Origin of the sequence: Phytopseudomonas straminea, assembly GCF_900112645.1 — a bacterium.
Lineage (GTDB): Bacteria > Pseudomonadota > Gammaproteobacteria > Pseudomonadales > Pseudomonadaceae > Aquipseudomonas > Aquipseudomonas straminea.
Genome location: NZ_FOMO01000005.1, coordinates 96,589 through 122,022 on the forward strand (window position 1 = coordinate 96,589; position 25,434 = coordinate 122,022).

Genomic DNA, 25,434 nt, shown 5'->3' on the forward strand with positions numbered 1-25,434 from the left:
GGCGGCGCACATGAGCGAGGTCAGCTGGATCGCCGTCGACTGGGGCACCACGCAATTGCGCGCCTGGGCGCTGTCGGCTGACGGTGAGGTGCTGCAGCACGCTGCGTCGGCGCGGGGCATGGGCAGTCTGGCAGTGGATCAGTTCGAAGGTGCGCTGCTCGAGCTGATCGACGGCTGGCTGCCGGTCGACCGCGTCACCGAGGTGGTCGCCTGCGGCATGGTCGGCGCCCGCCAGGGCTGGCGTGAGGCGCCCTATGCCGAGGTGCCCTGTGCGCCCCAGTCCATGGCGCGAATGATCAGCCCTGAGGTGCACGATGGGCGCATTCGCGTGTCGATCATCCCCGGGCTGTGCCAGCGTGCGCCGGCCGATGTGCTGCGCGGCGAGGAAACCCAGATCGCTGGTCTGCTGGTCGAGTGGCCGGATTATCACGGGCTGGTCTGCCTTCCCGGCACCCACAGCAAATGGGCCGAGGTGCGGGGTGGCAAGGTGCTGAGCTTCCAGACCTTCATGACCGGCGAGCTGTTCGCGCTGCTCAGCGGCCAATCGGTGCTGCGCCACGGCATGCAGGGCAATCATCCTTTGGATCGTTCGGCTTTCGATGCGGGGCTGCATGCCGCGACCGAACGCCCGCTGCTCGGCGCGCTATTCGGCCTGCGTGCCGAAAGCCTGCTCGAAGGGCTGGCCCCGGCCGCGGCGCGCTCGCGCCTGTCCGGTTTGCTGATCGGTCAGGAACTGTCGGGATTGCCTGAACACTGGCAGGGCCTGCCGGTCTGTGTAATCGGTGATGGCGAGGCAGCCGAGCGCTATCGTCACGCCCTGGCGGCCCAAGGCATCAGCGCCCGCACCCTGGGCGCCGAACAGGTCACCCTGGCTGGCTTGGCGGCCGCCCACCAGCACATTCGAGGAGGCATCTAGACATGGCTGCGCCCCCCCCCGGCAGCAACACCACCCGTATCGCCGATTCCCGGGTCTGCACCCTGGGCGAGGGCGTGCTCTGGCATCCGCGGCGCGAGCAGCTGTTCTGGTTCGATATCCTCGGCAAGCGTCTGCTTAGCCAGCAGGATGGGCAGCCGCTGGAATGGGCGCTCGGCGAGAGGGCGTCGGCCGCCGGCTGGATCGACAGCGATCGCCTGCTGATGGCCAGCGAAACGGCGCTGTCGATCTTCGATCTGCGCAGCGGTGCCCGCGAGCGGATCTGCGCCTTGGAAGCGGACAACCCGCTGACCCGCTCCAATGATGGCCGCGCCGACCCCTGGGGTGGTTTCTGGATAGGCACCATGGGCCTCGAAGCCCAGCCCCAGGCTGGCGCCATCTATCGTTATTACCGCGGCGAGCTGCGCCAGCTGTTCGCCGATATCACCATCAGCAACGCCATCTGTTTCTCGCCGGACCGGCGTTTCGGCTATTTCGCCGATACTGAACGCCAGCGCATCTGGCGCCAGGCGCTGGACGAACAGCATGGCTGGCCGAGCGGTGAGCCACAGCTGTTCATCGATGGCCGCGTGGCAGGCCTAAACCCTGATGGCGCGGTGGTAGATGCCTTGGGCCGGCTGTGGAACGCCCAGTGGGGCGCCTCGCGGGTCGCCTGTTACGACAGCAACGGTCAGTTCCTGCAGGCTGTGGCCTTTCCCGCCTCGCAGATCTCCTGCCCGGCATTCGCGGGGCCGGATCTGTCGACCCTGTTCGCCACGTCCGCGCGCGAAGGCATGGAAGACGACCAACTCGCCGCCGAACCCCACGCTGGCAAGTTGTTCGCCGTCGATGTGCCGGTTCAGGGGCAGGCCGAACATCAGGTCGTGCTGTAAGCGCAGGCCGCCTTTTCAGGCAACACCAGGCAACATATCCGTAATGCCTGACGAGCCCGAAACAGAGGGGTTATGGGCCGCTGAGTAATGCATTTATCACTTAAATTCAGGTGTGAAGGTAAATAGCCGGTAAAGAGGCTTTGCTTCATGTCGAGGAGTGCTTATCGTTCACGCTCCTCACCCGAAGCGATTGGCCCATGTCTGAAGTAAATGCAGCGTCGAGAACCCCATCCTCCAAACGTCAGTGGCTTATCGGCCTGTTGTTGCTGGCGTTGGTCATCGTGCTGATCTGGTGGTTCTGGCCGAGCAAACAGGAACCCAAGGGTATGCCTGGCTGGGGCTTCGACAACGTACCGGTGCGCATCGCCCAGGTCGAGTCCCGCGATTTTCCCATCGTGCTCAAGGCCCTGGGTACGGTGACCGCCTACAACACCGCCAATGTACGTGCCCGCGTCGACGGTCAGTTGACCAAGGTGCTGTTCAAGGACGGCCAGCCGGTCAAGGCCGGCGACGTTCTGGTGCAGATCGATCCGCGCCCCTACGAGATCGCCCTGCAGCAGGCCCAGGGCACCCTGGCCGAGAACCAGGCCCAGCTGCGCGCCGCCGAAAAGGACCTGGCGCTGTACCGCGGGCTGTTCAAGGAAGACTCCATCGCCCGCCAGACCCTGGACACCCAGGAAGCGCTGGTCAACCAGTACCGCGGCACCCTGCAGAACAACCAGGCGGCCGTGGCCAACGCCAAGCTGAACCTTGATTTCACCAAGGTGCGCGCGCCCATCGACGGCCGCCTGGGCATCCGCCAGGTCGACCTGGGCAACCTGGTGGCGTCCGGCGATACCGACCCCATCGTGGCGATCACCCAGACGCGGCCGATTTCGGTGATGTTCACCCTGCCCGAAGGCGAGCTGCCGAGCGTGCTCAAGCAGGTGCGCGCGGAGCAGAAACTGGTGGTGCAGGCCTGGGATCGCAGCGAGAAGCAGCAGTTGGCCGAAGGCGAGCTGGAGAGCCTGGACAACCAGATCGACACTGCCACTGGTACGGTCAAGCTCAAGGCACGCTTCGAGAACGCCGACGAGATGCTGTTCCCCAACCAGTTCATCAACACCCGCCTGCAGGTCTCGGTGCGCAACGACGCCCTGGTGGTGCCGATAGCCGCCGTGCAGTTCGGCGCCAGCGGCACCTTCGCCTACGTGATCGATGGCGAGGATAAGGTACAGGTGCGCAAGATCAAGGTCGGCCCCAGCGATGGCGAGTTCACGGTGATCGAGGACGGCGTCTCGGCGGGCGAGCGCGTGGTGGTCGAAGGTACCGACCGCCTGCGTGAAGGCAACAAGGTCGAAGTGATCGGCGAGGGCGCCAGCGAGCCACCCGCCACCGGGGAAGCCGCTCCGCGGGTGCGCAGCGCTTCATGAACGTCTCACGCCTGTTCATCCTGCGACCGGTCGCTACCACGCTGATCATGCTGGCGATCTTCTTGAGCGGTGTGATCGCCTACCGTTTGTTGCCCGTTTCGGCGCTACCCGAGGTGGACTACCCGACCATCCGGGTGATGACTCTGTATCCCGGCGCTAGCCCCGACGTGATGACCAGCGCCGTAACCGCGCCGCTGGAGCGCCAGTTCGGGCAGATGGCCGGCTTGCAGCAGATGTCTTCGACCAGCTCCGGTGGCGCCTCGGTGATTACCCTGCGCTTCAACCTGGAAGTGCAGCTGGATGTCGCCGAGCAAGAGGTGCAGGCGGCCATCAATGGTGCCACCAACCTGCTGCCGGGCGACCTGCCGGCGCCGCCGGTGTACAGCAAGGTCAACCCGGCGGACACGCCAGTGCTGACCCTGGCGGTGACGTCCAAGGAAATGCCGCTGCCCAAGGTCAATGACCTGGTTGATACGCGCCTTGCACAGAAACTGGCGCAAACCACCGGCGTCGGCCTGGTATCGCTGGCCGGTGGTCAGCGCCCGGCCGTGCGCATCCGTGTCAATCCCGAGGCCCTGGCGGCCTATGGTCTGAATCTTTCCGATGTGCGCACGCTGATCAACGCAAGCAACGTCAATCAGCCCAAGGGCAACTTCGACGGTCCGACGCGGGTGTCCCAGCTCGACGCCAACGACCAGCTGCGTTCGGCCGACGAATACCGCGACCTGATCCTCTCCTACGCCAACGGTGCAGCGCTGCGCCTGCGCGACGTGGCGGATATCGTCGACGGCGCAGAGAATCAGCGCCTCGCCGCCTGGGCCAACCAGAACAGCGCGGTGCTGGTCAACGTGCAGCGCCAGCCGGGTGCCAACGTCATCGATGTGGTCGATCGCATCCAGGCCCTGCTGCCCAACCTGACCCAGGGTTTGCCGGCCAGTGTCGAGGTGACGGTGCTCACCGACCGCACCCAGACCATCCGCGCCGCCGTGCGTGACGTGCAGCACGAACTGATGCTGGCCATCGCCCTGGTGGTGATGGTCACTTTCCTGTTCCTGCGCAAGGTATCGGCCACGCTGATTCCTTCGGTGGTGGTGCCGCTGTCGCTGATCGGCACCTTTGGCGTCATGTACCTGGCTGGTTTCACGGTCAACAACCTGACGCTGATGGCGCTGACCATCGCCACCGGTTTTGTGGTCGACGACGCCATCGTCATGCTGGAGAACATTGCCCGCCATCTGGAAGATGGCGAGACGCCGCTCAACGCCGCGCTCAAGGGCGCCAAACAGATCGGCTTCACCCTAGTGTCGCTGACCCTGTCGCTGATCGCCGTGCTGATCCCGCTGCTGTTCATGGCCGATGTAGTGGGGCGGCTGTTCCGCGAGTTCGCCATCACCCTGGCGGTGGCCATCCTGATTTCCCTGGTAATTTCCCTGACGCTGACGCCGATGATGTGCGCACGCCTGCTCAGGCACGAGCCGGAAGCGGAGCAGGGGCGCTTCTACCGCGGTGCTGGGGCCGTTATCGACCGCATGATCGAGCGCTATTCAGTGGGCCTGCGCTGGGTGCTGCGGCACCAGCCGCTGACCCTGCTGGTGGCCATCGGCACCATGGCACTGACCGTGGTGCTGTACCTGGCGGTGCCCAAGGGCTTCTTTCCGGTGCAGGACACCGGCGTGATCCAGGGTATTTCCGAGGCGCCGCAGTCGATTTCCTTCAGCGCCATGAGCGAGCGTCAGCAGCGCCTGGCCGACGTGATCCTCAAGGATCCAGCGGTGGCCAGTCTGTCGTCCTATATCGGTGTGGATGGCGACAACCCGACGCTCAATAGCGGGCGCATGCTGATCAACCTCAAGCCCCACGCCGAGCGTGACGTCAATGCCAGTCAGGTGATCGAGCGGCTGCGCCCGGAACTCGCCAAGCTGCCGGGTATCGAGCTGTTCCTGCAGCCGGTTCAGGATCTGTCCATCGAGGATCGGGTCAGCCGTACCCAGTTCCAGTTCAGTCTGGAGTCGCCGGATCCGGCGCTGTTGGAAACCTGGTCGACCAAGATGGTCGAGGCACTGCGTCAGCAGCCGTCGCTCAGCGACGTGACCAGCGATCTGCAGAGCCGCGGCCTGCAGGTGTACCTTAACATCGACCGCGACATGGCCGGACGCTTGGGCGTGAGCGTGGCGAACATCGACGACGCGCTATACGACGCCTTCGGTCAGCGGCAAATCTCCACCATCTACACCCAGGCCAGCCAGTACCGCGTGGTGCTGGAGAGCGCCAACGCCGGCAGCATCGGCCCGGCCGCGCTGCGCCAGATCCATGTGGCCACCGCTGATGGCGAGCAGGTGCCGCTGTCGTCCCTGGCCCATGTCGAGGAGCGCGCTGCGAGCCTGTTGATCAACCATATCGGCCAGTTCCCGGCGGCGACGCTGTCGTTCAACCTCAGCCCCGGCGTTGCTCTGGGCGACGCAGTGGCGGTGATCGAGCGGGTGCAGCAGGAAATCGACATGCCGGTCAGCGTACAGGTCAATTTCCAGGGCGCCGCCGAGGCGTTCCGCGCCTCGCTGTCGTCGACGCTGCTGCTGATCCTGGCAGCGGTGGTGACCATGTACATCGTGCTCGGTGTGCTCTACGAGAGCTACATCCACCCGATCACCATCCTCTCGACCCTGCCGTCGGCCGGCGTCGGCGCCTTGCTGGCGCTGCTGCTGACCGGTAACGATCTGGGGCTGATCGCGATCATCGGCATCATCCTGTTGATTGGCATCGTCAAGAAGAACGCCATCATGATGATCGACTTCGCCCTGGACGCCGAGCGCCACCAGGGTATGACGCCCCATGACGCGATCTACCAGGCGGCGCTGCTGCGCTTCCGGCCGATCCTGATGACCACCCTGGCAGCGTTGTTCGGCGCCATCCCGCTGATGCTCGCTTCCGGCTCCGGCGCCGAGCTGCGTCAGCCCTTGGGCCTGGTGATGGTCGGCGGCCTGCTGCTCAGCCAGATCCTCACCCTGTTCACCACGCCGGTGATCTACCTGTACTTCGACCGCCTGGCCCGGCGTTTCAGCGGCCGCAGTGCGGCGGGTGTGCCAAGCGCATGAATCTTTCGGCACCCTTCATCCGCCGCCCGGTGGCCACGTTGCTGCTGAGCTTGGCGATCATGCTGCTCGGCGGCGTCAGCTTCGGCCTGTTGCCGGTGGCGCCGCTGCCGAACATGGACTTTCCGGTAATCACCGTGCAGGCCAGCCTGCCCGGTGCCAGCCCCCAGGTGATGGCCGCCACCGTGGCCACGCCGCTGGAGCGTTCGCTGGGCGCCATCGCCGGCGTCAGCCAGATGAACAGTAACAGTAGCCAGGGCAACACGCGGATCATGATCGAGTTCGATCTTGACCGTGACATCAACGCTGCGGCCCGCGAGGTGCAAGCAGCCATCAACGCCTCGCGCGAGCTGCTGCCCAGCGGCATGCGCAGCATGCCCACGTACCGCAAGATCAACCCGTCCCAGGCGCCGATCATGGTGCTGTCGCTGACCTCCAGCGTGCTCGACAAGGGCCAGCTGTACGACGTGGCTTCGACCATCGTCGGCCAGAAGCTGTCCCAGGTCACCGGTGTCGGTGAAGTGCAGATCGGCGGCAGTTCGCTGCCGGCCGTGCGCGTGGCGCTGGAGCCGCGTCTGCTCGATCAGTACGGCCTGGCGCTGGACGACGTGCGTTCGACCATCGCTGCCGCCAACGCCAAGCGCCCCAAGGGCGCGGTTGAGGATGCCGGACGCCACTGGCAGGTGCAGGCCAGCGACCAGCTGGAGCGCGCCGCCGACTACGTGCCGATGATCATCCGCTACCAGGATGGTGCGGCGATTCGCCTGGGCGATGTCGCCCAGGTCACCGACGGCGTGCAGGATCGCTACAACAGCGGTTTCTACAACGACAAGCAGGCCGTGCTGGTGGTGGTGAACCGGCAGAGCGGGGCGAACATCATCGAGACCGTCGCCGGCATCCGCGCCTTGCTGCCCGAGCTGCGCAGCGTGATCCCGGCCAGTGCCGATCTGGAAGTGGCCATGGACCGCTCGCCGGTGATCCGCGCCACGCTCAAGGAGGCCGAGCACACCCTGCTGATCGCCGTGGTGCTGGTGATTCTGGTGGTCTTTGCCTTTCTGCGCCGCTGGCGCGCGGCGCTGATTCCCGCCCTGGCGGTGCCGGTGTCGTTAGTTGGCTCGTTCGCCGCCATGTATCTCTTGGGCTTCTCGCTGAACAACCTGTCGCTGATGGCGCTTATCATCGCCACCGGCCTGGTGGTGGACGACGCCATCGTGGTGCTGGAGAACATCAGCCGGCATATCGAGGCGGGGGAAACGCCAATGGCGGCGGCCTTCAAGGGCGCCCGCGAGGTGGGTTTCACGCTCTTGTCGATGAACGTCTCGCTGGTGGCGGTGTTCCTTTCCATATTGTTTATGGGCGGGCTGGTGGAGCGCTTGTTCCGCGAGTTCTCCATCACCCTGGCGGTGGCCATCGTCATTTCCCTGCTGGTGTCGCTGACCCTCACGCCAATGCTTTGCGCTCGCTGGCTCAAGCCGGAGCCTAAACATGAAGCCCGTGAACCCGGGCGGTTGGAGCGTATCGGCGCGCGCATCGTGCGCGGCTACGAACGTAGCCTGGACTGGGCGCTGCGCCATTCGCTGCTGATGCTGATCAGCCTGTTCGCGACCATCGCTCTGAACGTGTTCCTGTTCGTCATCGTGCCCAAGACCTTCATGCCCCAGCAGGACACCGGTCAGCTGATGGGCTTTATCCGCGGCGACAACGGCCTGTCGTTCCAGGTCATGCAGCCGAAGATGGAAGCCTACCGCCGGGCGATCCTTGCCGACCCGGCGGTAGAAAGCGTGGCGGGCTTTATCGGCGGTAATAGCGGCATCAACAACGCGATCATCATCGTGCGCCTGAAGCCCATCAAGGAGCGCGACATCTCGGCGCAGCAGGTGATCGACCGCCTGCGCAAGGAAGTGCCGAAGATTCCCGGTGGCCGGATGTTCCTGATGCCTGACCAGGACCTTCAGGTCGGCGGCCGCCAGGGGCGCAGTTCGGAAAACGAATACATGCTGATGTCCGACGACCTGGACGCGCTGCGCGAGTGGCTGCCTAAGGTGCGCGAGGCGTTGCGCGCGTTGCCCGAGCTGACCGATATCGACGCCACCGAGGACGGCGGCGCACCACAGATTCGCCTGGTGGTCGACCGCGACGAGGCCAAGCGTCTGGGCGTGGACATGAGTCTGGTCACCGGCGTGCTCAACAACGCCTTCAGCCAGCGGCAGATCTCCACCATCTATGACGCCCTCAATCAGTACAGCGTGGTGATGGAGATCAACCCGCGCTATGCCCAGAGCCCCGAGTCCCTGGCACAGATTCAGCTGATCACCGCGGACGGTGCGCGGGTGCCGCTGTCTGCCATTGCCCACTGGGAAAACAGTCTGGAAGATGACCGCATCAGCCACCAGGGTCAGTTCGCCGTAGAGAATATCGGCTTCTCCCTGGCTGAAGGCGTCAGCCTCGACCAGGCGACCCGCGCCATCAACCTCGCCGTGGCGCGTATCGCGTTGCCGACTGATGTGCAGGGCACCCTGGGCGGCACCGGCGGCGCATTCCAGCAGACCCAGAAGAATCAGCCGTGGATGATCCTGATGTCGCTGGTGGTGGTGTACATTGTGCTCGGCGTGCTTTACGAGAGCTACGTGCACCCGCTGACCATTCTCTCCACGCTACCCTCGGCGGGTGTCGGTGCGCTGCTCGCGCTGAAGCTGCTGAATACCGAGTTCAGCCTGATCTCGCTGCTGGGGTTGTTCCTGCTGATCGGCGTGGTGAAGAAGAACGCTATTCTGATGATCGACCTGGCGCTGCAGCTCGAGCGTCACGAGCATCTGAGCCCGGCCGAATCGATCCGTCGCGCCTGTCTGCTGCGCTTCCGGCCGATCATGATGACCACCCTGGCAGCGCTGCTCGGCGCCTTGCCGCTGATGCTCGGCAGCGCCGAAGGCTCCGAGATGCGCCAACCGCTGGGCATCACCATTGTCGGCGGGCTGATTCTCAGCCAGATTCTCACGCTTTACACCACGCCTGTGGTTTACCTCTATCTCGACCGCCTGCGCCACCGGGTCAACCGCTGGCGCGGCGTGCGTACCGATGCCGCTCTGGAAACGCCTCTATGACCTTTGCCCCTCGTCGAACCCTCTGTCTGCTGGCGCTCAGCATCGCCCTGGCCGGTTGCGCCGTCGGCCCGGACTACCAGCGCCCGGATATCGACACGCCTGTCGCCTTCAAGCAGGCCGAAGGCTGGAAGACCGCCGTGCCGGCCGACGCCCTGGCACGGGGCGCCTGGTGGGAGCTGTATGGCGATGGCGAGCTGAATGCGCTGGTCGGTCGCCTCAACGTTTCCAATCAGAATCTGGCCGCCTCCGAAGCCCAGTACCGTCAGGCCCGCGCCTTGCTGCGCAGCGGCCGTGCAGCGTTCTTCCCGACTCTGTCGACCAGCGCTGGGGTGACCCGGGCCGGGCAGGGCGGCGGTGACAGCACGCTGCGGACTTCGGACGGCATCGCCATTGGCGGCGGCAGCTCGTCGAGCATCAGCAAGAACTACGATCTGAGCCTCAACGCCAGCTGGGAGCTGGATGTGTGGGGCAAGCTGCGCCGCGGCCTGGAATCCAACCGCGCTGCCTTCGAAGCCAGTGCGGCCGACCTCGCCGCCGTACGTTTGAGCCTGCAGTCCGAACTGGTGCAGAGCTATCTGCAATTGCGTGTACTTGACGAGCAGCAGCGCCTGCTCGACGCTACGGTCGCGGCTTACCAGCGCTCGCTACGGCTGACCGAAAACCAGTATCGGGCCGGCATCGTGCCGCGCTCGGATGTCGCCCAGGCCATGACCCAGCTGCGCAGCACCGAAGCCCAGGCCATCGACCTGCAGTGGCAGCGCGCGCAACTCGAACATGCCATTGCCGTGCTGATCGGCGTGCCGCCGAGCGAGGTCAGCATCGCCCGCCGCGATAGTCTGCCGACACTGCCAGAGGTGCCGGCCAGCGTGCCATCCGAGCTGCTGGAGCGTCGCCCGGACGTAGCCGCTGCCGAGCGCCGGGTGATCGCCGCCAACGCCGAAATCGGCGTGGCAAAGGCTGCCTGGTTTCCCGACCTGACCATTTCTGCCACGGGCGGCTACCGCGGCAGCAGCTTCGCCGACTGGATCAACCTGCCTAACCGTTTCTGGTCGGTGGGCCCGCAACTGGCCCTGACCCTGTTCGACGGCGGCCGGCGCAGCGCCGAGAGCGAACGGGTCGAAGCGGCTTACGACCAGACCGTCGCCCAGTACCGCCAGGCGGTGCTCGACAGCTTCCGCGAGGTCGAGGACTACCTGGTGCAGCAGCGGGTTCTGGGCCGCGAAGCCGAGGTGCAGGGCCAGGCGCTGGAGTCGGCGCGCGAATCGCTGCGCCTGATCGAAAACCAATACCGTGCCGGCACCGTGGACTACAACAGCGTGGTCAACGTGCAGGCCACTGCGTTGAGCAACGAGCGTAACGCACTGACCCTGCTCGGCAGCCGCCTGACTGCCAGCGTGCAACTGATCTCCGCGCTTGGCGGCGGCTGGGATGTGCAGCAGCTCGAGGAAGTTGAGAAGTCAGAGTGAAACGTAGTCTGGGTTAGCCGCAGGCGTAACCCGGGGTCATTGCTCAATCGTGGGGAAGAGCCCGGGTGTCGCTGCGCTCGACCCGAGCTACGTCTTTGATCAAGTGTGGCGATAGACGCCTTTGCCCGGCAGGCGCTCGCGGTCGTGGGGCGCGTCGAAGTCCAGTGCCGGGCCCTTGGGCACGATGCCGGTCGGGTTGATGGTCTGGTGGCTGGCGTAGTAGTGGTGCTGGATGTGCCACATGTCCACGGTCGCCGCCACCCCGGGCCACTGGTAGAGCTCGCGCAGCCAATTGCTGAGGTTCGGGTAATCGGCGATGCGCCGTAGGTTGCACTTGAAGTGGCCGTGGTACACGGCGTCGAAACGCACCAGGGTGGTGAACAGCCGCCAGTCGGCTTCGGTCAGGTACTCGCCAGCCAGGTAGCGCGATTGCCCCAGGCGGGTTTCCAACACCGTCAGTTCATCGAACACTTCATCGAAGGCTTCCTCGTAGGCCTCCTGGGTGGTGGCAAAGCCGGCTCGGTATACGCCGTTGTTGACTGCCGGGTAGATGCGCTCATTGAGCGCGTCGATTTCATTGCGCAGATGCTCGGGGTAGAAGTCCAGGCGGTTGCCGGTAACGCCGTCGAACGCCGAGTTGAACATGCGGATAATTTCCGCCGATTCGTTGCTGACAATACGTTGCTGTTGTTTGTCCCACAGCAACGGCACGGTGACGCGTCCGGTGTAGTCCGGGTCATCTTGGGTGTAGCGCTGGTGCAGGAAGGCAAAGTCGTCCAGGGCGTCGCCACTGGAGCCGTGTTCGCGGTCGAAGGTCCAACCGTTCTCGCGCATCAGCCAGCTGACCACCGACACGTCGATTAGTGGCTCGAGGCCCTTGAGGCTGCGCAGAATCAGCGTACGGTGCGCCCAAGGGCAGGCTAGCGAAACATAGAGATGATAGCGACCGGCTTCGGCGGCGAAGCCACTCTCTCCGGACGGCCCGGCCGAACCGTCGGCGGTGATCCAGTTGCGGCGTTGGGCGTTTTCGCGCTTGAAGCGCCCGCCCGCGCCCGTGTCATACCACTGGTCGTGCCATTGGCCTTCGATCAGCAAGCCCATTTCGTTTTCCCCCGTTTCAGTCGATGCCTGGAGTCTACTCAGTCAGCTATCGACACAAGCCTTAAAAACCGGGTTCAACGAATCGGCTGACTCGATAGGTGGCGTGCTTGCCAGCGTTTTTCCGCCTCCGCAAACGCGGCTTCGCGCTGCAAGCCAAGCCCGCGCAGGGCCAGCGCCATGGTGGCGATGATCGCCAACTGGCCATAGGCATCTTCGACTTCGCCGCGCCACACGGCTTGCAGATGAGCCGGATCGAGACGCTCGGGTTTGACGTGGCGGCGCTCGGAGAGCATCGGCCAGTCTTCGTCCCAGTTCTTGCCGTTCTCGGTGCCATACAGATGGCAGACGGCATCCGGGTTCAGCTCGATCTCACCGCCGTCACCCTTGACCACGATGGCGTGATCGCCGAGCAACTGGCTGGCTTCGCGGTGTACGGCCTGATAGCCCGGATGGAAGATGCTCTGCAGGCCGCAACGCGCCGCCAGCGGATTGAGAATGCGTGCCAGGGAATGGATTGGTGAGCGCAGGCCCAGTACGTTGCGCAGGTCGATCATGCGCTGCAGGGCCGGCATCCAGTCGCCCAGCGACATGAAAGCCAAGTTGCTGGTATCCAGGCTTCGCGAAACCTCGTCCCAATTGCTGCACAGCGGGATTTCCAGTTCGCCTAGCAGCTGCTCGCAGTACAGCCGCCCGGCGGTGTGCGCGCCGCCGCCATGCATGAAGATGCGCAGGCCGCTGTTCGCTAGTGCTTTGCCGGCGAGCAGGAACCAAGGCAGATGGCGCTTCTTGCCGGCGTAGGTCGGCCAGTCGAAATCGACTTGGATGGCGGGCGCAGCCAGGCGGGCACGTACCGCCTCGGTAAAGCCGGCCATTTCCTCGGCGCTTTCCTCTTTGTGGCGCAGGAGCATCAGAAAAGCGCCGAGCTGGGCGTCCTCGACCTTGCCGTCGAGGATCATGCCCATGGCCTCCCGGGCTTCTTCGCGGGTCAGGTTGCGCGCGCCGCGCTTGCCCTTGCCGAGGACGCGCACGAAGGCGGCGAACGGGTGTTCTTCGGGTGTGACGAGGTTCATAGGCAATTGGTCGGCTTGGGCAGGCCCGCCAGCTTGGCGGCGAGCTTGGCGGGTGCGCCGTTGAATAGGCGGTTGAGATGCAGGCTGTTGCCTTTTTCCGGGCCCAGCTTGAGGGCGACGTACTTGATCAGCGGGCGATTGGCCGGCGATAGCTGAAACTCGGCGTAGAAAGCGCGCAACAACTCGAGGATTTCCCAGTGTTCAGCGCTCAAGTCCAGCTGTTCACGGGCCGCCAGCGCGGCGGCCACCTCGGCGGACCAGTCCTGCAGTTCGAGCAGGTAGCCGTCCTTGTCCAGTTCGATGCTGCGGTCGTTGACGATCAGGGCGCTCATAACCAGGTGTTCACCTTGCTGAACTGGCAGGCGAGGGCGACAAAGCCCGGATAGTCGACCTGCTGGATGTCTACCGCAGGCTTGAGCCCGCGGGCCTGGATGTCTTCGGCCAGGGCGTACAGCGCGGCGCCCTGCAGCGCTGCCAGCGCTTCGGCGTGATAGGTGCCCGGTCGTACGGCGTAGGTAGCGTCGCCGCACAGCAGCAGGCCATCGCCATTGCCCAGCAGGCGCAGGCAACTGCTCAGGCGGTCATCGCTAAACGGAGAACTGGAAAGTACGTGCAGCGTCTTCATCACAGGGTGATCACCTGGTCGTAGCGGTCGATAAGGGCGCGCAGGCCGTCGGTGTCCAGACGCTCGACGGCCAGCGAGGTGTCGCTCAGGCCGCGCTGCGCCAGGCTATGGGCACAGGCATACAGCGCTTCGACGCCGAACATCGGCAGGGCCTGCAGATTGGCGGTCAGATCTTTCTGCTGCACGGTTTGGGGCGCTTGCCCGACAGCCAGTTGCAGCACGCCGTCATCGAGAAACAGCAGGCCGATGGGCAGGTCGAAGGCGCCACCGGCCAGGGCGATATCCAGGGCTTCGCGGGCGCCGGTGCCGTTCCAGGGCGCCTGGCGGCTGATGATCAGCAGGGATTGACTCATCTCAGTCACCTCCGAAACAGATCAGCCGGTCAGCCTCTTGCGCCGCTTCGTGCAGCTGGCCCAAACCGGAAAGTACCCAGGGCGCGGGCAGGTTGGCGGCTTCGCGTTCGTAGCGACGCGCCTCCTGCTCATCCAGCACGCCACGGCGCAGTGCAGCAGCTATGCATACCACGCCGTCGAGCCCATTGCTGACGACGAGTTCGCGCCACTGGCGCGCAATGTCGGTCTCATCCTGAGGGTTGACGATGTTGCCGGAAGCGCTGTACACGCCGTCGGCGTAGAAGAACAGGCGCGAGATCTCATGTCCGCTCTGCAACGCGGCTTCTGCGAAGCGCAGGGCGCGGCGGGAGGAGGGCGCCGACGGCGGCGAAAACAGGGCAATGGCGAATTTCATGAACGGCCCGGTGCTGGAAACAGGGCGCCATGATAAAGCCTGAGCGAGGGGGACAGAAATGAAAAAGCCCATATCCGTGGATATGGGCTTTCGGTAACGCAGCGCGAGCGGATTAGCGCTTGATGTCGCGCTGGGTCGGGCCGGTGTACAGCTGGCGCGGGCGGCCGATCTTGTACGGACCGGAGAGCATTTCCTTCCAGTGCGAGATCCAGCCGACGGTACGCGCCAGGGCGAAGATCACGGTGAACATGCTGGTTGGAATGCCGATCGCCTTGAGGATGATCCCCGAGTAGAAGTCGACGTTCGGGTACAGGTTGCGCTCCTTGAAGTACGGATCGTTACGGGCGATCTCGTCGAGCTTCATGGCCAGTTCCAGCTGCGGGTCGTTGATGCCCAGCTCGGCCAGAACCTCGTCGCAGGTCTGCTTCATGACCTGGGCGCGCGGGTCGAAGTTCTTGTAGACGCGGTGACCGAAGCCCATGAGCTTGAACGGATCGTCCTTGTCCTTGGCCTTGGCGATGAACTTGTCGATGTTCGACACGTCGCCGATTTCGTCCAGCATGGCAAGTACGGCTTCGTTCGCACCACCGTGGGCCGGGCCCCAGAGCGCGGCGATACCGGCAGCAATACAGGCGAACGGGTTGGCACCCGAGGAGCCCGCCAGGCGCACGGTGGAAGTGGAAGCATTCTGCTCGTGGTCGGCGTGCAGGATGAAAATGCGGTCCATGGCCTTGGCCAGCACAGGGCTGATCGGCTTGGTCTCGCACGGGGTGTTGAACATCATGTGCAGGAAGTTTTCCGCGTAGTTCAGGTCGTTACGCGGGTACATCATCGGCTCGCCCTTGGAGTACTTGTACACCATGGCAGCGATGGTCGGCATCTTGGCGACCAGGCGCATCGCGGAAATGTCGCGGTGCTGCGGATTCTTGATGTCCAGGGAGTCGTGATAGAAGGCGGAGAGGGCGCCAACCACGCCACACATGACGGCCATCGGGTGGGCGTCACGACGGAAACCGTTGAAGAAGGTCTTCAGTTGCTCGTGAACCATGGTGTGGTTCTTGATGGTGCTGACGAACTGGGCCTTCTGGTCTTCGTTCGGCAGTTCGCCGTTGAGCAGCAGGTAGCAGGTATCCAGGTAGTCGGCTTTTTCAGCCAGCTGTTCGATGGGGTAGCCGCGATGCAGCAGTACGCCCTTGTCACCGTCAATATAGGTGATCTTCGACTCGCACGAAGCGGTCGACATGAAACCGGGGTCGAAGGTGAAGTTGCCCGTGGCAGTCAGGCTCCGCACGTCGATCACATCTGGGCCAACGGTGCCGGATAAAACGGGCAGCTCTACGGGGGCTGCGCCCTCGATGATCAACTGCGCTTTTTTGTCAGCCATGTGTGGCCTCCTAGTTATGCTTGGAATCATCAGTCGGCCCCCCACGCAGGGCCCGCATCACTATAGTGTTATGAATCTGAAAGTCAATTTGCGAAAACCCAGGCAATAGAAGGGTTTGAGTGGCCTGTCTGCGACAAAAAGGCGCGCCCTTTTACGGCATTTCCAGGCTTGACGCAATCGCTATTAGGTAGGGGTATTCGCGTTGTCATTAGCGACCTAACTGTCTATACTCTGCGCCCGACCGCCAAGGGCTTCGAGCCCGGTTTCTGGTGGTTGTCACTCCTTGGGTGATGGGTACCTGACCAGTGCGCTTCCCGACAACTCAGCCCTGATAGCTGGGGCTCTCAGTGTGATAATAAAGCCGTGAATAGCCAACGACCTGTAAACTTAGACCTTCGGACGATAAAGCTCCCAGTCACCGCTTACACGTCCATTCTTCACCGTATTTCTGGTGTGATCCTTTTCCTCGGCATTGCCGTGCTGCTTTACGGGCTCGACAAGTCGCTGTCTTCGGAAGAGGGCTTCGCTCAGGTGAAAGAATGCTTGACCAGCCCGCTGGCCAAGTTCGTGATCTGGGGACTGCTGTCCGCTCTGCTGTACCACCTGGTGGCCGGTGTGCGCCACTTGATCATGGATGCTGGAGTCGGTGAGACGCTGGAAGGCGGCAAGCTGGGTTCCAAAATCGTTCTCGTCGTAGCGGTAATCCTGATCGTGCTGCTGGGGGTGTGGATATGGTAACTAATGTCACGAATTTCTCGCGCTCGGGCCTCTATGACTGGATGGCCCAGCGTGTTTCTGCAGTCGTGCTCGCGGCTTATGTCCTGTTCCTGCTGGGCTACGTCGTTCTGAACCCAGGCATGGGCTACGCCCAGTGGCACGGCCTGTTCTCCAATAATGCAATGCGCATCTTCAGTCTGTTGACCCTCGTCGCGCTGGGCGTTCACGCCTGGGTAGGTATGTGGACCATTTCCACCGACTACCTGACGCAAACCGCGCTGGGCAAGTGGGCAACAGCCGTGCGTTTTCTGTTCCAGGCCGCGTGTGGCATCGCCATGTTCGTGTTCTTCGTCTGGGGCGTGCAGATTCTTTGGGGTTTCTGATTCATGACTAGCATTCGTACTCTTTCCTATGACGCCATCATCGTCGGTGGTGGCGGTGCCGGTATGCGCGCTGCTCTGCAGCTGGCGCAAGGCGGTCACAAGACAGCAGTGGTCACCAAGGTATTCCCGACTCGTTCGCACACCGTATCCGCCCAGGGCGGTATCACCTGTGCCATCGCTTCGAACGATCCGAACGACGACTGGCGCTGGCACATGTACGACACCGTCAAGGGTTCCGATTACATCGGTGACCAGGACGCGATCGAATACATGTGTTCCGTAGGCCCCGAAGCGGTGTTCGAGCTCGAGCACATGGGCCTGCCGTTCTCCCGCACCGAGCAGGGCCGCATCTATCAGCGTCCGTTCGGTGGCCAGTCCAAGGGGCCGGATAACCCGACTCAGGCTGCCCGTACTTGCGCCGCGGCCGACCGTACCGGTCACGCGCTGCTGCACACCCTGTATCAGGCCAACCTGAAAGCGGGTACCTCGTTCCTCAACGAGTGGTACGCGGTCGATCTGGTCAAGAATCAGGACGGCGCCATCGTTGGCGTCATCGCCATCTGCATCGAGACCGGCGAAACCGTTTATATCCGTTCCAAAGCTGTAGTTCTGGCCACTGGCGGTGCCGGCCGTATCTACGCCTCCACCACCAATGCCCTGATCAACACCGGTGACGGCGTGGGCATGGCCCTGCGTGCTGGCGTACCGGTGCAGGACATCGAAATGTGGCAGTTCCACCCGACCGGTATCGCCGGTGCTGGTGTGCTGGTTACCGAAGGCTGCCGTGGTGAGGGTGGTTACCTGATCAACGCCCATGGCGAGCGCTTCATGGAGCGCTATGCGCCCAACGCCAAGGACCTCGCCGGTCGTGACGTCGTGGCCCGTTCCATGGTCAAGGAAGTCATCGCCGGCAACGGCTGTGGCCCGAACAAGGACCACGTACTGCTGAAGCTCGATCACCTGGGCGAAGAAGTACTGCACAGCCGCCTGCCAGGCATCTGCGAGCTGTCCAAAACCTTCGCGCACGTCGATCCGGTTGTCGCGCCGGTTCCGGTCATCCCGACCTGCCACTATATGATGGGCGGCGTTGCCACCAACATTCATGGTCAGGCCATCACCCAGGATGCCAACGGCAACGACAAGATCATCGAAGGTCTGTTCGCCGTGGGCGAAGTGGCTTGCGTTTCGGTTCACGGTGCCAACCGCCTGGGCGGCAACTCGCTGCTCGACCTGGTGGTATTCGGTCGCGCCGCTGGCCTGCACCTGGAAAAAGCGCTGAAAGAAGGCGTGGAAGTCCGTGGTGCCAGCGAAACCGACATCGAGCTGTCGCTGGGCCGTCTGGCCGGCGTCAACGAGCGTAGCAGCGGCGAAGACGTTGCCACCCTCAAGCGCGAGCTGCAGTCGTGCATGCAGAACTACTTCGGCGTATTCCGCACCGGCGAATACATGAAGAAGGGCATCGCCCAGTTGGCCGACCTGCGCGAGCGTATCGCCAAGGTCAAGATCAACGACAAGAGCCAGGCCTTCAACACCGCGCGTATCGAAGCGCTGGAGCTGCAGAACCTGCTGGAAGTCGCCGAAGCCACTGCTATCGCAGCCGACACCCGTACCGAGTCTCGCGGCGCCCACGCCCGTGAAGACTTCGAAGACCGTGACGACACCAACTGGTTGTGCCACAGCCTGTACTTCCCGGGTGAGAAGCGCGTCGCCAAGCGCGATGTCAACTTCTCTCCGAAGACCGTACCGGCATTTGAACCCAAAGTTCGTACTTATTAAGGGTGGCTACCATGTCTCTTGGCAAAAGCTTGAAAGTCAGCGTTTATCGCTACAACCCGGAAGCGGACAAAGCGCCGTTCATGCAGGACTTCGACATCACCATCGACGGCAAAGACCTGATGGTGCTCGACATCCTGGCCCTGATCAAAGAGCAGGACGAAGGCTTCTCGTATCGTCGCTCCTGCCGTGAGGGCGTGTGCGGTTCCGACGGCATGAACATCAGCGGCAAGAACGGCCTGGCCTGCATCACGCCCATCTCCAGCGTGGTCAAGGGCAACAAGCTGGTGATTCGCCCGCTGCCTGGCCTGCCGGTCATTCGTGACCTGGTCGTCGATATGAGCATCTTCTACAAGCAGTACGAGAAGGTGCAGCCGTTCCTGCAGAACGACACCCCGGCTCCGGCCATCGAGCGCTTGCAGTCGCCGGAGGAGCGCGAGAAGCTCGACGGTCTGTACGAGTGCATCCTGTGCGCGTGCTGTTCGACAAGCTGTCCGTCCTTCTGGTGGAACCCGGACAAGTTTCTGGGCCCGGCTGCACTGCTGCAGGCCTACCGTTTCTTGGCTGACAGCCGTGATACCAAGACGGCGGAACGATTGGCATCGCTCGACGATCCATTCAGTGTGTTCCGCTGCCGCGGCATCATGAACTGCGTGAACGTGTGCCCCAAGGGTCTGAACCCGACCAAGGCCATCGGTCACGTACGCAACATGCTGCTGCAAAGCGGTACCTGATTCATCGCTCTTTAGCTCGACCCGTAACACCTGCCGCACCGACGTCATGTCGGTGTTGCAGTATCGCCAGGGCGTTGGCCTAGCCGCCGACGCCCTTATACGAAAAATATGACGACCAGCAGGGGCATTCGGGCTGGTGCCCGGACTATCTGCGGGATTATTGGTGGCTTTGCTGAAGTCGCTGCAACCTGACTTCGAAAGCCTACGGTGTCCTCGCCGGTGGTGTCCCCTTACCGAGGGTGACCAAGCATGCAAGAAAGCGTGATGCAGCGCATGTGGGACAGTGCCCACCTATCCGGTGGTAACGCTGCCTACGTGGAGGAGCTCTATGAGCTCTACCTGCACGATCCCAACGCCGTGCCGGAAGAGTGGCGCACTTATTTCGATAAGTTGCCGTCCGAAGGCAGCACCGCCAATGACGTATCGCACTCGACGATTCGTGATCATTTCGTGTTGCTGGCCAAGAACCAGCGTCGCGCTCAACCGGCTTCTGCCGGCACCGTGAGCAGCGAACACGAGAAGAAGCAGGTCGAAGTGTTGCGGATGATTCAGGCATTTCGCATGCGTGGCCACCAGGCAGCACAGCTCGATCCGCTCGGGCTGTGGCAGCGTCCTGTTCCTGCTGATCTGTCGATCAGTCATTACAGCCTTACCGACGCGGATCTGGATACCACCTTCCGCACGGGTGGCCTGGCAATCGGCAAAGAAGAAGCAACTTTGCGGGAAATCCGCGATGCGTTGCATCAGACATATTGTCGCACCATTGGCTCCGAGTTCACCCACATCACCGATTCCGAGCAGCGCAGCTGGTTCCAGCAGCGTCTGGAAAGCGTTCGCGGCCGCCCGCAGGTTTCTGCCGACGTGCAGGGCCACCTGCTTGAGCGCCTGACTGCTGCCGAGGGCCTGGAGAAGTACCTGGGCACCAAGTATCCGGGCACCAAGCGCTTTGGTCTGGAAGGCGGTGAAAGCCTGATCCCGATGCTCGATGAAATCATCCAGCGCAGCGGCTCCTACGGCACCAAGGAAATCGTCATCGGCATGGCCCACCGTGGCCGTCTGAACGTGCTGGTCAACACCTTCGGCAAGAACCCGCGCGACCTGTTCGACGAGTTCGAAGGCAAGAAGGTCGAAGGCCTTAGCTCCGGTGACGTGAAATACCACCAGGGCTTCTCCTCGAACGTGATGACCCGTGGCGGCGAAGTGCACCTGGCACTGGCGTTCAACCCGTCGCACCTGGAGATCGTCTCTCCGGTGGTCGAGGGTTCTGTACGTGCTCGCCAGGATCGTCGCAGCGACTTCTCCGGTGACAAGGTCGTGCCGATTTCCATCCACGGTGACGCGGCATTCGCCGGTCAGGGCGTGGTCATGGAAACCTTCCAGATGTCGCAGACCCGCGCTTACAAGACGGGCGGCACCATCCACATCGTGATCAACAACCAGGTTGGCTTCACCACCAACCGTGCCGACGACGCGCGTTCCACCGAGTACGCCACCGATGTCGCCAAGATGATCCAGGCGCCGATCTTCCATGTGAATGGCGATGATCCGGAAGCCGTGCTGTTCGTCACTCAGCTTGCCGTCGATTACCGCATGCAGTACAAGCGTGACGTGGTCATCGACCTGGTTTGCTACCGCCGTCGCGGCCACAACGAGGCCGACGAGCCGAGCGGCACCCAGCCGCTGATGTACCAGCAGATCGCCAAGCAGCGCACCACCCGTGAGCTGTATGCCGAAGCCCTGAGCAACGCCGGTAGCCTCAACGTCGATGCCATTCAGGCTCAGGTCGATGACTACCGCACCGCGCTGGACAACGGTCAACACGTGGTCAAGAGCCTGGTCAAGGAACCCAACAAGGAACTGTTCGTCGACTGGCGTCCGTACCTGGGCCACGCCTGGACCGCACGTCACGACACGCGTTTCGATCTCAAGACCCTGCAGGAGCTGTCCAACAAGCTGCTGGAAACGCCGGACGGTTTCGTCGTTCAGCGTCAGGTCACCAAGATCTACGAAGACCGCGCCAAGATGGGCGCCGGCGGCCTGCCGCTGAACTGGGGCTACGCTGAGACCATGGCCTATGCGACCCTGCTGGTCGAAGGTCATCCGATCCGTATCACCGGTCAGGACGTTGGCCGCGGGACCTTCTCGCACCGCCACGCACAACTGCACAACCAGAAGGACGGCTCGTCCTACCTGCCGCTGCAGCACCTGTACGAAGGTCAGCCGCGTTTCGACCTGTACGACTCCTTCCTCTCGGAAGAAGCCGTGCTGGCCTTCGAATACGGCTACGCCACCACCACGCCGAATGCGCTGGTGATCTGGGAAGCCCAGTTCGGCGACTTCGCCAACGGCGCCCAGGTGGTTTTCGACCAGTTCATCTCCAGTGGCGAAACCAAGTGGGGCCGTCTGTGCGGCCTGACCATGCTGCTGCCGCACGGTTATGAAGGGCAGGGCCCGGAGCACTCGTCGGCACGTCTGGAGCGTTACCTGCAGTTGTGCGCCGAGCACAACATCCAGGTGGCGGTACCGACCACGCCTGCGCAGATCTACCACCTGCTGCGTCGTCAGGTCATTCGCCCGCTGCGCAAGCCGCTGGTGGTGCTGACGCCCAAGTCGCTGCTGCGCCACAAGCTGGCCGTGTCGACCCTGGAAGATCTGGCCGAAGGCTCGTTCCAGACCGTCATTCCGGAAATCGACTCGATCGATCCGAAGAAGGTCGAGCGTCTGGTGCTGTGTAGCGGCAAGGTTTACTACGACCTGCTGGAAAAGCGTCGCGCCGAAGGCCGCGAGGACATCGCCATCGTGCGCCTCGAGCAGCTGTATCCGTTCCCGGAAGATGACCTGGCCGAGGTTCTTGCCCCGTACAAGAATCTCAAGCACATCGTCTGGTGTCAGGAAGAGCCGATGAACCAGGGCGCCTGGTACTGCAGCCAGCACCACATGCGTCGTGCCGCTGCGGCGCACAAGAAGTCGCTGGTGCTCGAGTATGCCGGCCGTGACGCTTCGGCAGCCCCGGCTTGTGGTTACGCGTCCATGCACGCCGAGCAGCAGGAAAAACTGCTGCAGGATGCCTTCACCGTTTAACGCCATCGCGAAGGAGGCGGCCTAGAGGCCGCCTCCTCGAATAACCGAATTTAAGGAAAAGAGCACAATGGCTATCGAGATCAAAGCCCCTACATTCCCCGAATCGGTCGCCGACGGCACCGTGGCCACCTGGCACAAGAAGCCGGGTGAAGCGGTCAAGCGCGATGAGCTGATCGTCGACATCGAAACCGACAAGGTGGTGATCGAAGTTCTGGCCGAGGCCGATGGCGTGGTTGCCGAGATCATCAAGAACGAAGGCGATACCGTCCTCTCCAACGAAGTGTTGGGCAAGCTGACCGAAGGTGGCGTTGCTGCTGCCGCTCCGGCCGCTGCTCCTGCTCAGGCTGCTGCTCCGGCGCAAGCCGCCGCTGCACCTGCCGCTGCTGGCGACGATCAGATCCTGTCGCCGGCCGCTCGCAAGCTGGCTGAAGAGAATGGCATCGACCCGAACAGCATCAGTGGCTCGGGTAAAGGTGGCCGCGTGACCAAGGAAGACGTGGTCGCTGCCGTCGAAGCCAAGAAGAACGCTCCGGCTGCCAAGCCGGCTGCTGCCGCTGCCGCCGCTCCTGTGGTTGCCGCTGCTGGCGATCGCACCGAGAAGCGCGTGCCGATGACCCGCGTTCGTGCCACCGTTGCCCGTCGACTGGTCGAAGCTCAGTCGAACATGGCGATGCTGACTACCTTTAACGAAGTCGACATGTCCGAGATCATGGCGCTGCGTTCGAAGTACAAAGACCAGTTCGAGAAAGCCCACAACGGTACCCGCCTGGGCTTCATGTCCTTCTTCGTGAAAGCGGCTACCGAAGCGCTGAAGCGCCTGCCGGCGGTCAATGCCTCGATCGATGGCAACGACATCGTCTACCACGGCTACCAGGACATCGGCGTAGCCGTTTCCAGCGACCGTGGTCTGGTGGTTCCGGTGCTGCGCAACGCCGAGCTGATGGGCCTGGCCGATATCGAAGCCGGCATCGCTGCCTATGGCAAGAAAGCACGTGACGGCAAGCTGTCCATCGAAGAGATGACTGGCGGCACCTTCACCATCACCAACGGTGGTACCTTCGGTTCGATGATGTCGACGCCGATCGTCAATCCGCCGCAGGCCGCGATCCTGGGCATGCACAACATCATCCAGCGCCCGGTTGCCGTGAACGGCCAAGTGGTCATTCGCCCGATGATGTACCTGGCGCTGTCCTACGATCACCGTTTGATCGATGGTAAAGAAGCCGTGACCTTCCTGGTGACCATCAAGAACCTGCTGGAAGACCCAGCGCGTCTGCTGCTGGACATCTAAACGCAGCTGCGGGTCGTGGACGCTGCGCCCTACAGGGCCTTCGTCCGCGGCTCGAGCTCGAAGCTATACGCTAAAAGGAATCTTTTATGAGCCAGAAATTCGACGTGGTAGTCATCGGTGCCGGCCCTGGCGGCTATGTAGCCGCCATCAAGGCCGCTCAACTCGGTCTCAAGACCGCGTGCATCGAGAAGTACCAGGACAAGGACGGTAAGACCGCACTGGGCGGCACCTGCCTGAACGTCGGTTGCATTCCCTCCAAGGCGCTGCTGGACAGCTCCTGGAAATTTCACGAAGCCCAGGACGGTTTTGCCGTTCACGGCATCAGCGCCAAGGGCGTGAGCATCGACGTACCGGCCATGGTCGGTCGCAAGAACACCATCATCAAGAACCTGACCGGCGGCGTTGCCGGCCTGTTCAAGGCTAACGGTGTGACCCTGCTCGAAGGCCACGGCAAGTTGCTGGCTGGCAAGAAAGTCGAAGTTACCGATAAAGACGGCAAGACCTCCGTCGTCGAAGCCGAGAACGTGATCCTGGCCTCCGGCTCGCGTCCGATCGACATTCCGCCGGCTCCGGTCGACCAGGACGTGATCGTCGATTCCACCGGCGCCCTGGAATTCCAGGCCGTACCGAAGAAGCTGGGCGTTATCGGCGCTGGCGTCATCGGTCTGGAACTGGGTTCGGTCTGGGCTCGCTTGGGCGCGGAAGTGACCGTTCTCGAAGCGCTGGACAAGTTCCTGCCGGCCGCTGACGAAGCCGTTGCCAAGGAAGCCTTCAAGACCCTCACCAAGCAGGGTCTGGACATCAAGCTGGGCGCTCGCGTCACCGGCTCCGAAGTCAAGAAGAAGCAAGTTACCGTCAACTACACCGATGCCGCTGGCGAACAGAAGATCGTTTTCGACAAGCTGATCGTTGCGGTCGGCCGTCGCCCGGTAACCACCGACCTGCTGGCTTCGGACAGCGGCGTGGACCTGGACGAGCGTGGCTACATCTTCGTCGACGACCATTGCGCCACCAGCGTTCCGGGCGTTTACGCCATCGGTGACGTGGTACGCGGCATGATGCTGGCCCACAAGGCCTCGGAAGAGGGCGTGATGGTTGCCGAGCGCATCGCCGGTCACAAGGCGCAGATGAACTACGACCTGATCCCGTCGGTCATCTACACCCACCCGGAAATCGCATGGGTCGGCAAGACCGAGCAGCAGCTCAAGGGCGAAGGCGTGGCCATCAATGTCGGTACCTTCCCGTTCGCGGCCAGCGGCCGTGCCATGGCGGCCAACGACACTGGTGGTTTCGTCAAGGTCATCGCTGACGCCAACACCGACCGTGTGCTGGGCGTTCACGTCATCGGCCCAAGCGCGGCCGAGCTGGTACAGCAGGGCGCCATCGGCATGGAATTCGGCACCAGTGCCGAAGACCTGGGCATGATGGTGTTCTCGCACCCAACCCTGTCCGAGGCGCTCCACGAAGCCGCCCTGGCAGTCAACGGTGGCGCGATTCACATCGCCAACCGCAAGAAACGCTAAAAAGTCATCTGTCTGATGCCGGCCTACGGGCCGGCGTCGTTCAGACGATTTTTCGCGAAGCAGAACCACGGCGCATGGCCCGTGCGAGGCCCCAGGGCCTATCGCGGAATGTGCGCCGGGCTGCCAAGAGG

Annotated in this window: 20 protein-coding genes; 13 read left to right on the forward strand and 7 right to left on the reverse strand. The window is 63.1% G+C overall.

Translation table 11 applies throughout. From position 1 onward, the window contains the following. Positions 1–10 precede the first annotated feature (10 nt). The 6 genes from BM279_RS13540 (at position 11) to BM279_RS13565 (ending at position 10,874) form a co-directional block, all read left to right on the forward strand. A complete protein-coding gene (locus BM279_RS13540; protein ID WP_093504446.1) occupies positions 11–916 on the forward strand; it encodes a 2-dehydro-3-deoxygalactonokinase in 906 nt (301 codons plus the stop codon). A gap of 2 nt (positions 917–918) precedes the next feature. Then, complete coding sequence (locus BM279_RS13545; protein ID WP_093504448.1) at positions 919–1,806, forward strand: SMP-30/gluconolactonase/LRE family protein; 888 nt, start codon at positions 919–921, stop codon at positions 1,804–1,806. Positions 1,807–2,003: 197 nt separating this feature from the next. Beyond that, entirely contained in the window at positions 2,004–3,218 is a 1,215-nt protein-coding gene (locus tag BM279_RS13550) for an MdtA/MuxA family multidrug efflux RND transporter periplasmic adaptor subunit (protein WP_093504450.1), read from the forward strand. Beyond that, a complete protein-coding gene (locus BM279_RS13555) occupies positions 3,215–6,310 on the forward strand; it encodes an MdtB/MuxB family multidrug efflux RND transporter permease subunit (RefSeq protein ID WP_093504452.1) in 3,096 nt (1,031 codons plus the stop codon). Before BM279_RS13550 ends, BM279_RS13555 begins: the two co-directional genes overlap by 4 nt. Then, entirely contained in the window at positions 6,307–9,408 is a 3,102-nt protein-coding gene (locus BM279_RS13560; RefSeq protein ID WP_093504454.1) for an efflux RND transporter permease subunit, read from the forward strand. Before BM279_RS13555 ends, BM279_RS13560 begins: the two co-directional genes overlap by 4 nt. Next, the gene (locus tag BM279_RS13565; protein ID WP_093504456.1) at positions 9,405–10,874 is read left to right on the forward strand and encodes an efflux transporter outer membrane subunit; all 1,470 of its coding nucleotides are present in this window, start codon (positions 9,405–9,407) and stop codon (positions 10,872–10,874) included. Before BM279_RS13560 ends, BM279_RS13565 begins: the two co-directional genes overlap by 4 nt. Positions 10,875–10,973: 99 nt before the next feature. Here BM279_RS13565 and BM279_RS13570 read toward each other — a convergent pair whose 3' ends face one another. From BM279_RS13570 to gltA, 7 genes are all read right to left on the reverse strand, one after another. Continuing rightward, positions 10,974–11,975, reverse strand: coding sequence for a glutathione S-transferase family protein (locus tag BM279_RS13570; protein WP_093504458.1), 1,002 nt, complete (start codon positions 11,973–11,975; stop codon positions 10,974–10,976). A gap of 74 nt (positions 11,976–12,049) precedes the next feature. Beyond that, positions 12,050–13,045: a glycosyl transferase family protein gene (locus BM279_RS13575; RefSeq protein WP_093504460.1), complete on the reverse strand. Its 996-nt coding sequence runs from the start codon at positions 13,043–13,045 to the stop codon at positions 12,050–12,052. Continuing rightward, positions 13,042–13,377: a TusE/DsrC/DsvC family sulfur relay protein gene (locus tag BM279_RS13580; RefSeq protein ID WP_093504462.1), complete on the reverse strand. Its 336-nt coding sequence runs from the start codon at positions 13,375–13,377 to the stop codon at positions 13,042–13,044. Before BM279_RS13580 ends, BM279_RS13575 begins: the two co-directional genes overlap by 4 nt. Further along, a complete protein-coding gene (tusB, locus tag BM279_RS13585) occupies positions 13,374–13,670 on the reverse strand; it encodes a sulfurtransferase complex subunit TusB (protein ID WP_093504464.1) in 297 nt (98 codons plus the stop codon). The genes BM279_RS13580 and tusB overlap by 4 nt, the downstream gene beginning before the upstream one ends. Further along, entirely contained in the window at positions 13,670–14,023 is a 354-nt protein-coding gene (gene tusC, locus BM279_RS13590; RefSeq protein WP_093504466.1) for a sulfurtransferase complex subunit TusC, read from the reverse strand. Before tusC ends, tusB begins: the two co-directional genes overlap by 1 nt. A gap of 1 nt (position 14,024) precedes the next feature. After that, positions 14,025–14,417: a sulfurtransferase complex subunit TusD gene (tusD, locus tag BM279_RS13595; RefSeq protein ID WP_093504468.1), complete on the reverse strand. Its 393-nt coding sequence runs from the start codon at positions 14,415–14,417 to the stop codon at positions 14,025–14,027. 112 nt (positions 14,418–14,529) lie between these two features. Beyond that, on the reverse strand, positions 14,530–15,801 hold the full coding sequence (gene gltA, locus BM279_RS13600) for a citrate synthase (protein ID WP_093504470.1): 1,272 nt from the start codon (positions 15,799–15,801) through the stop codon (positions 14,530–14,532). A 363-nt stretch (positions 15,802–16,164) separates the two neighbouring features. Here gltA and sdhC point away from each other — a divergent pair, with 363 nt between their 5' ends. From sdhC to lpdA, 7 genes are all read left to right on the forward strand, one after another. Further along, entirely contained in the window at positions 16,165–16,539 is a 375-nt protein-coding gene (gene sdhC / locus BM279_RS13605; protein ID WP_093504472.1) for a succinate dehydrogenase, cytochrome b556 subunit, read from the forward strand. After that, positions 16,533–16,901 carry a succinate dehydrogenase, hydrophobic membrane anchor protein gene (gene sdhD, locus BM279_RS13610; protein ID WP_093504474.1) on the forward strand — a complete coding sequence of 123 codons (369 nt, stop codon included), beginning with the start codon at positions 16,533–16,535 and terminating at the stop codon, positions 16,899–16,901. Before sdhC ends, sdhD begins: the two co-directional genes overlap by 7 nt. A gap of 3 nt (positions 16,902–16,904) precedes the next feature. Next, positions 16,905–18,677, forward strand: coding sequence for a succinate dehydrogenase flavoprotein subunit (gene sdhA, locus BM279_RS13615; protein WP_093504476.1), 1,773 nt, complete (start codon positions 16,905–16,907; stop codon positions 18,675–18,677). Positions 18,678–18,688: 11 nt separating this feature from the next. After that, positions 18,689–19,408: a succinate dehydrogenase iron-sulfur subunit gene (locus tag BM279_RS13620; protein WP_013791587.1), complete on the forward strand. Its 720-nt coding sequence runs from the start codon at positions 18,689–18,691 to the stop codon at positions 19,406–19,408. A gap of 249 nt (positions 19,409–19,657) precedes the next feature. Then, positions 19,658–22,489, forward strand: a complete 2,832-nt coding sequence (locus BM279_RS13625) for a 2-oxoglutarate dehydrogenase E1 component (RefSeq protein WP_093504478.1) — start codon at positions 19,658–19,660, stop codon at positions 22,487–22,489. A gap of 67 nt (positions 22,490–22,556) precedes the next feature. Further along, entirely contained in the window at positions 22,557–23,780 is a 1,224-nt protein-coding gene (odhB, locus tag BM279_RS13630) for a 2-oxoglutarate dehydrogenase complex dihydrolipoyllysine-residue succinyltransferase (protein ID WP_093504480.1), read from the forward strand. Between the two features lie 86 nt (positions 23,781–23,866). Next, positions 23,867–25,303, forward strand: coding sequence for a dihydrolipoyl dehydrogenase (lpdA, locus tag BM279_RS13635; RefSeq protein ID WP_093504482.1), 1,437 nt, complete (start codon positions 23,867–23,869; stop codon positions 25,301–25,303). Positions 25,304–25,434: the final 131 nt, after the last annotated feature.

Coding starts and splice junctions, on each gene's coding strand:
- tusB (WP_093504464.1), bottom strand. CDS start 13,670: ATGAAGACGCTGCACGTACTTTCCAGTTCTCCGTTTAGCGATGACCGC.
- odhB (WP_093504480.1), top strand. CDS start 22,557: ATGGCTATCGAGATCAAAGCCCCTACATTCCCCGAATCGGTCGCCGAC.
- BM279_RS13625 (WP_093504478.1), top strand. CDS start 19,658: ATGCAAGAAAGCGTGATGCAGCGCATGTGGGACAGTGCCCACCTATCC.
- BM279_RS13555 (WP_093504452.1), top strand. CDS start 3,215: ATGAACGTCTCACGCCTGTTCATCCTGCGACCGGTCGCTACCACGCTG.
- sdhA (WP_093504476.1), top strand. CDS start 16,905: ATGACTAGCATTCGTACTCTTTCCTATGACGCCATCATCGTCGGTGGT.
- tusC (WP_093504466.1), bottom strand. CDS start 14,023: ATGAGTCAATCCCTGCTGATCATCAGCCGCCAGGCGCCCTGGAACGGC.
- BM279_RS13575 (WP_093504460.1), bottom strand. CDS start 13,045: ATGAACCTCGTCACACCCGAAGAACACCCGTTCGCCGCCTTCGTGCGC.
- BM279_RS13560 (WP_093504454.1), top strand. CDS start 6,307: ATGAATCTTTCGGCACCCTTCATCCGCCGCCCGGTGGCCACGTTGCTG.
- sdhD (WP_093504474.1), top strand. CDS start 16,533: ATGGTAACTAATGTCACGAATTTCTCGCGCTCGGGCCTCTATGACTGG.
- tusD (WP_093504468.1), bottom strand. CDS start 14,417: ATGAAATTCGCCATTGCCCTGTTTTCGCCGCCGTCGGCGCCCTCCTCC.
- lpdA (WP_093504482.1), top strand. CDS start 23,867: ATGAGCCAGAAATTCGACGTGGTAGTCATCGGTGCCGGCCCTGGCGGC.
- BM279_RS13580 (WP_093504462.1), bottom strand. CDS start 13,377: ATGAGCGCCCTGATCGTCAACGACCGCAGCATCGAACTGGACAAGGAC.
- BM279_RS13570 (WP_093504458.1), bottom strand. CDS start 11,975: ATGGGCTTGCTGATCGAAGGCCAATGGCACGACCAGTGGTATGACACG.
- BM279_RS13565 (WP_093504456.1), top strand. CDS start 9,405: ATGACCTTTGCCCCTCGTCGAACCCTCTGTCTGCTGGCGCTCAGCATC.
- BM279_RS13620 (WP_013791587.1), top strand. CDS start 18,689: ATGTCTCTTGGCAAAAGCTTGAAAGTCAGCGTTTATCGCTACAACCCG.
- BM279_RS13550 (WP_093504450.1), top strand. CDS start 2,004: ATGTCTGAAGTAAATGCAGCGTCGAGAACCCCATCCTCCAAACGTCAG.
- BM279_RS13540 (WP_093504446.1), top strand. CDS start 11: ATGAGCGAGGTCAGCTGGATCGCCGTCGACTGGGGCACCACGCAATTG.
- BM279_RS13545 (WP_093504448.1), top strand. CDS start 919: ATGGCTGCGCCCCCCCCCGGCAGCAACACCACCCGTATCGCCGATTCC.
- gltA (WP_093504470.1), bottom strand. CDS start 15,801: ATGGCTGACAAAAAAGCGCAGTTGATCATCGAGGGCGCAGCCCCCGTA.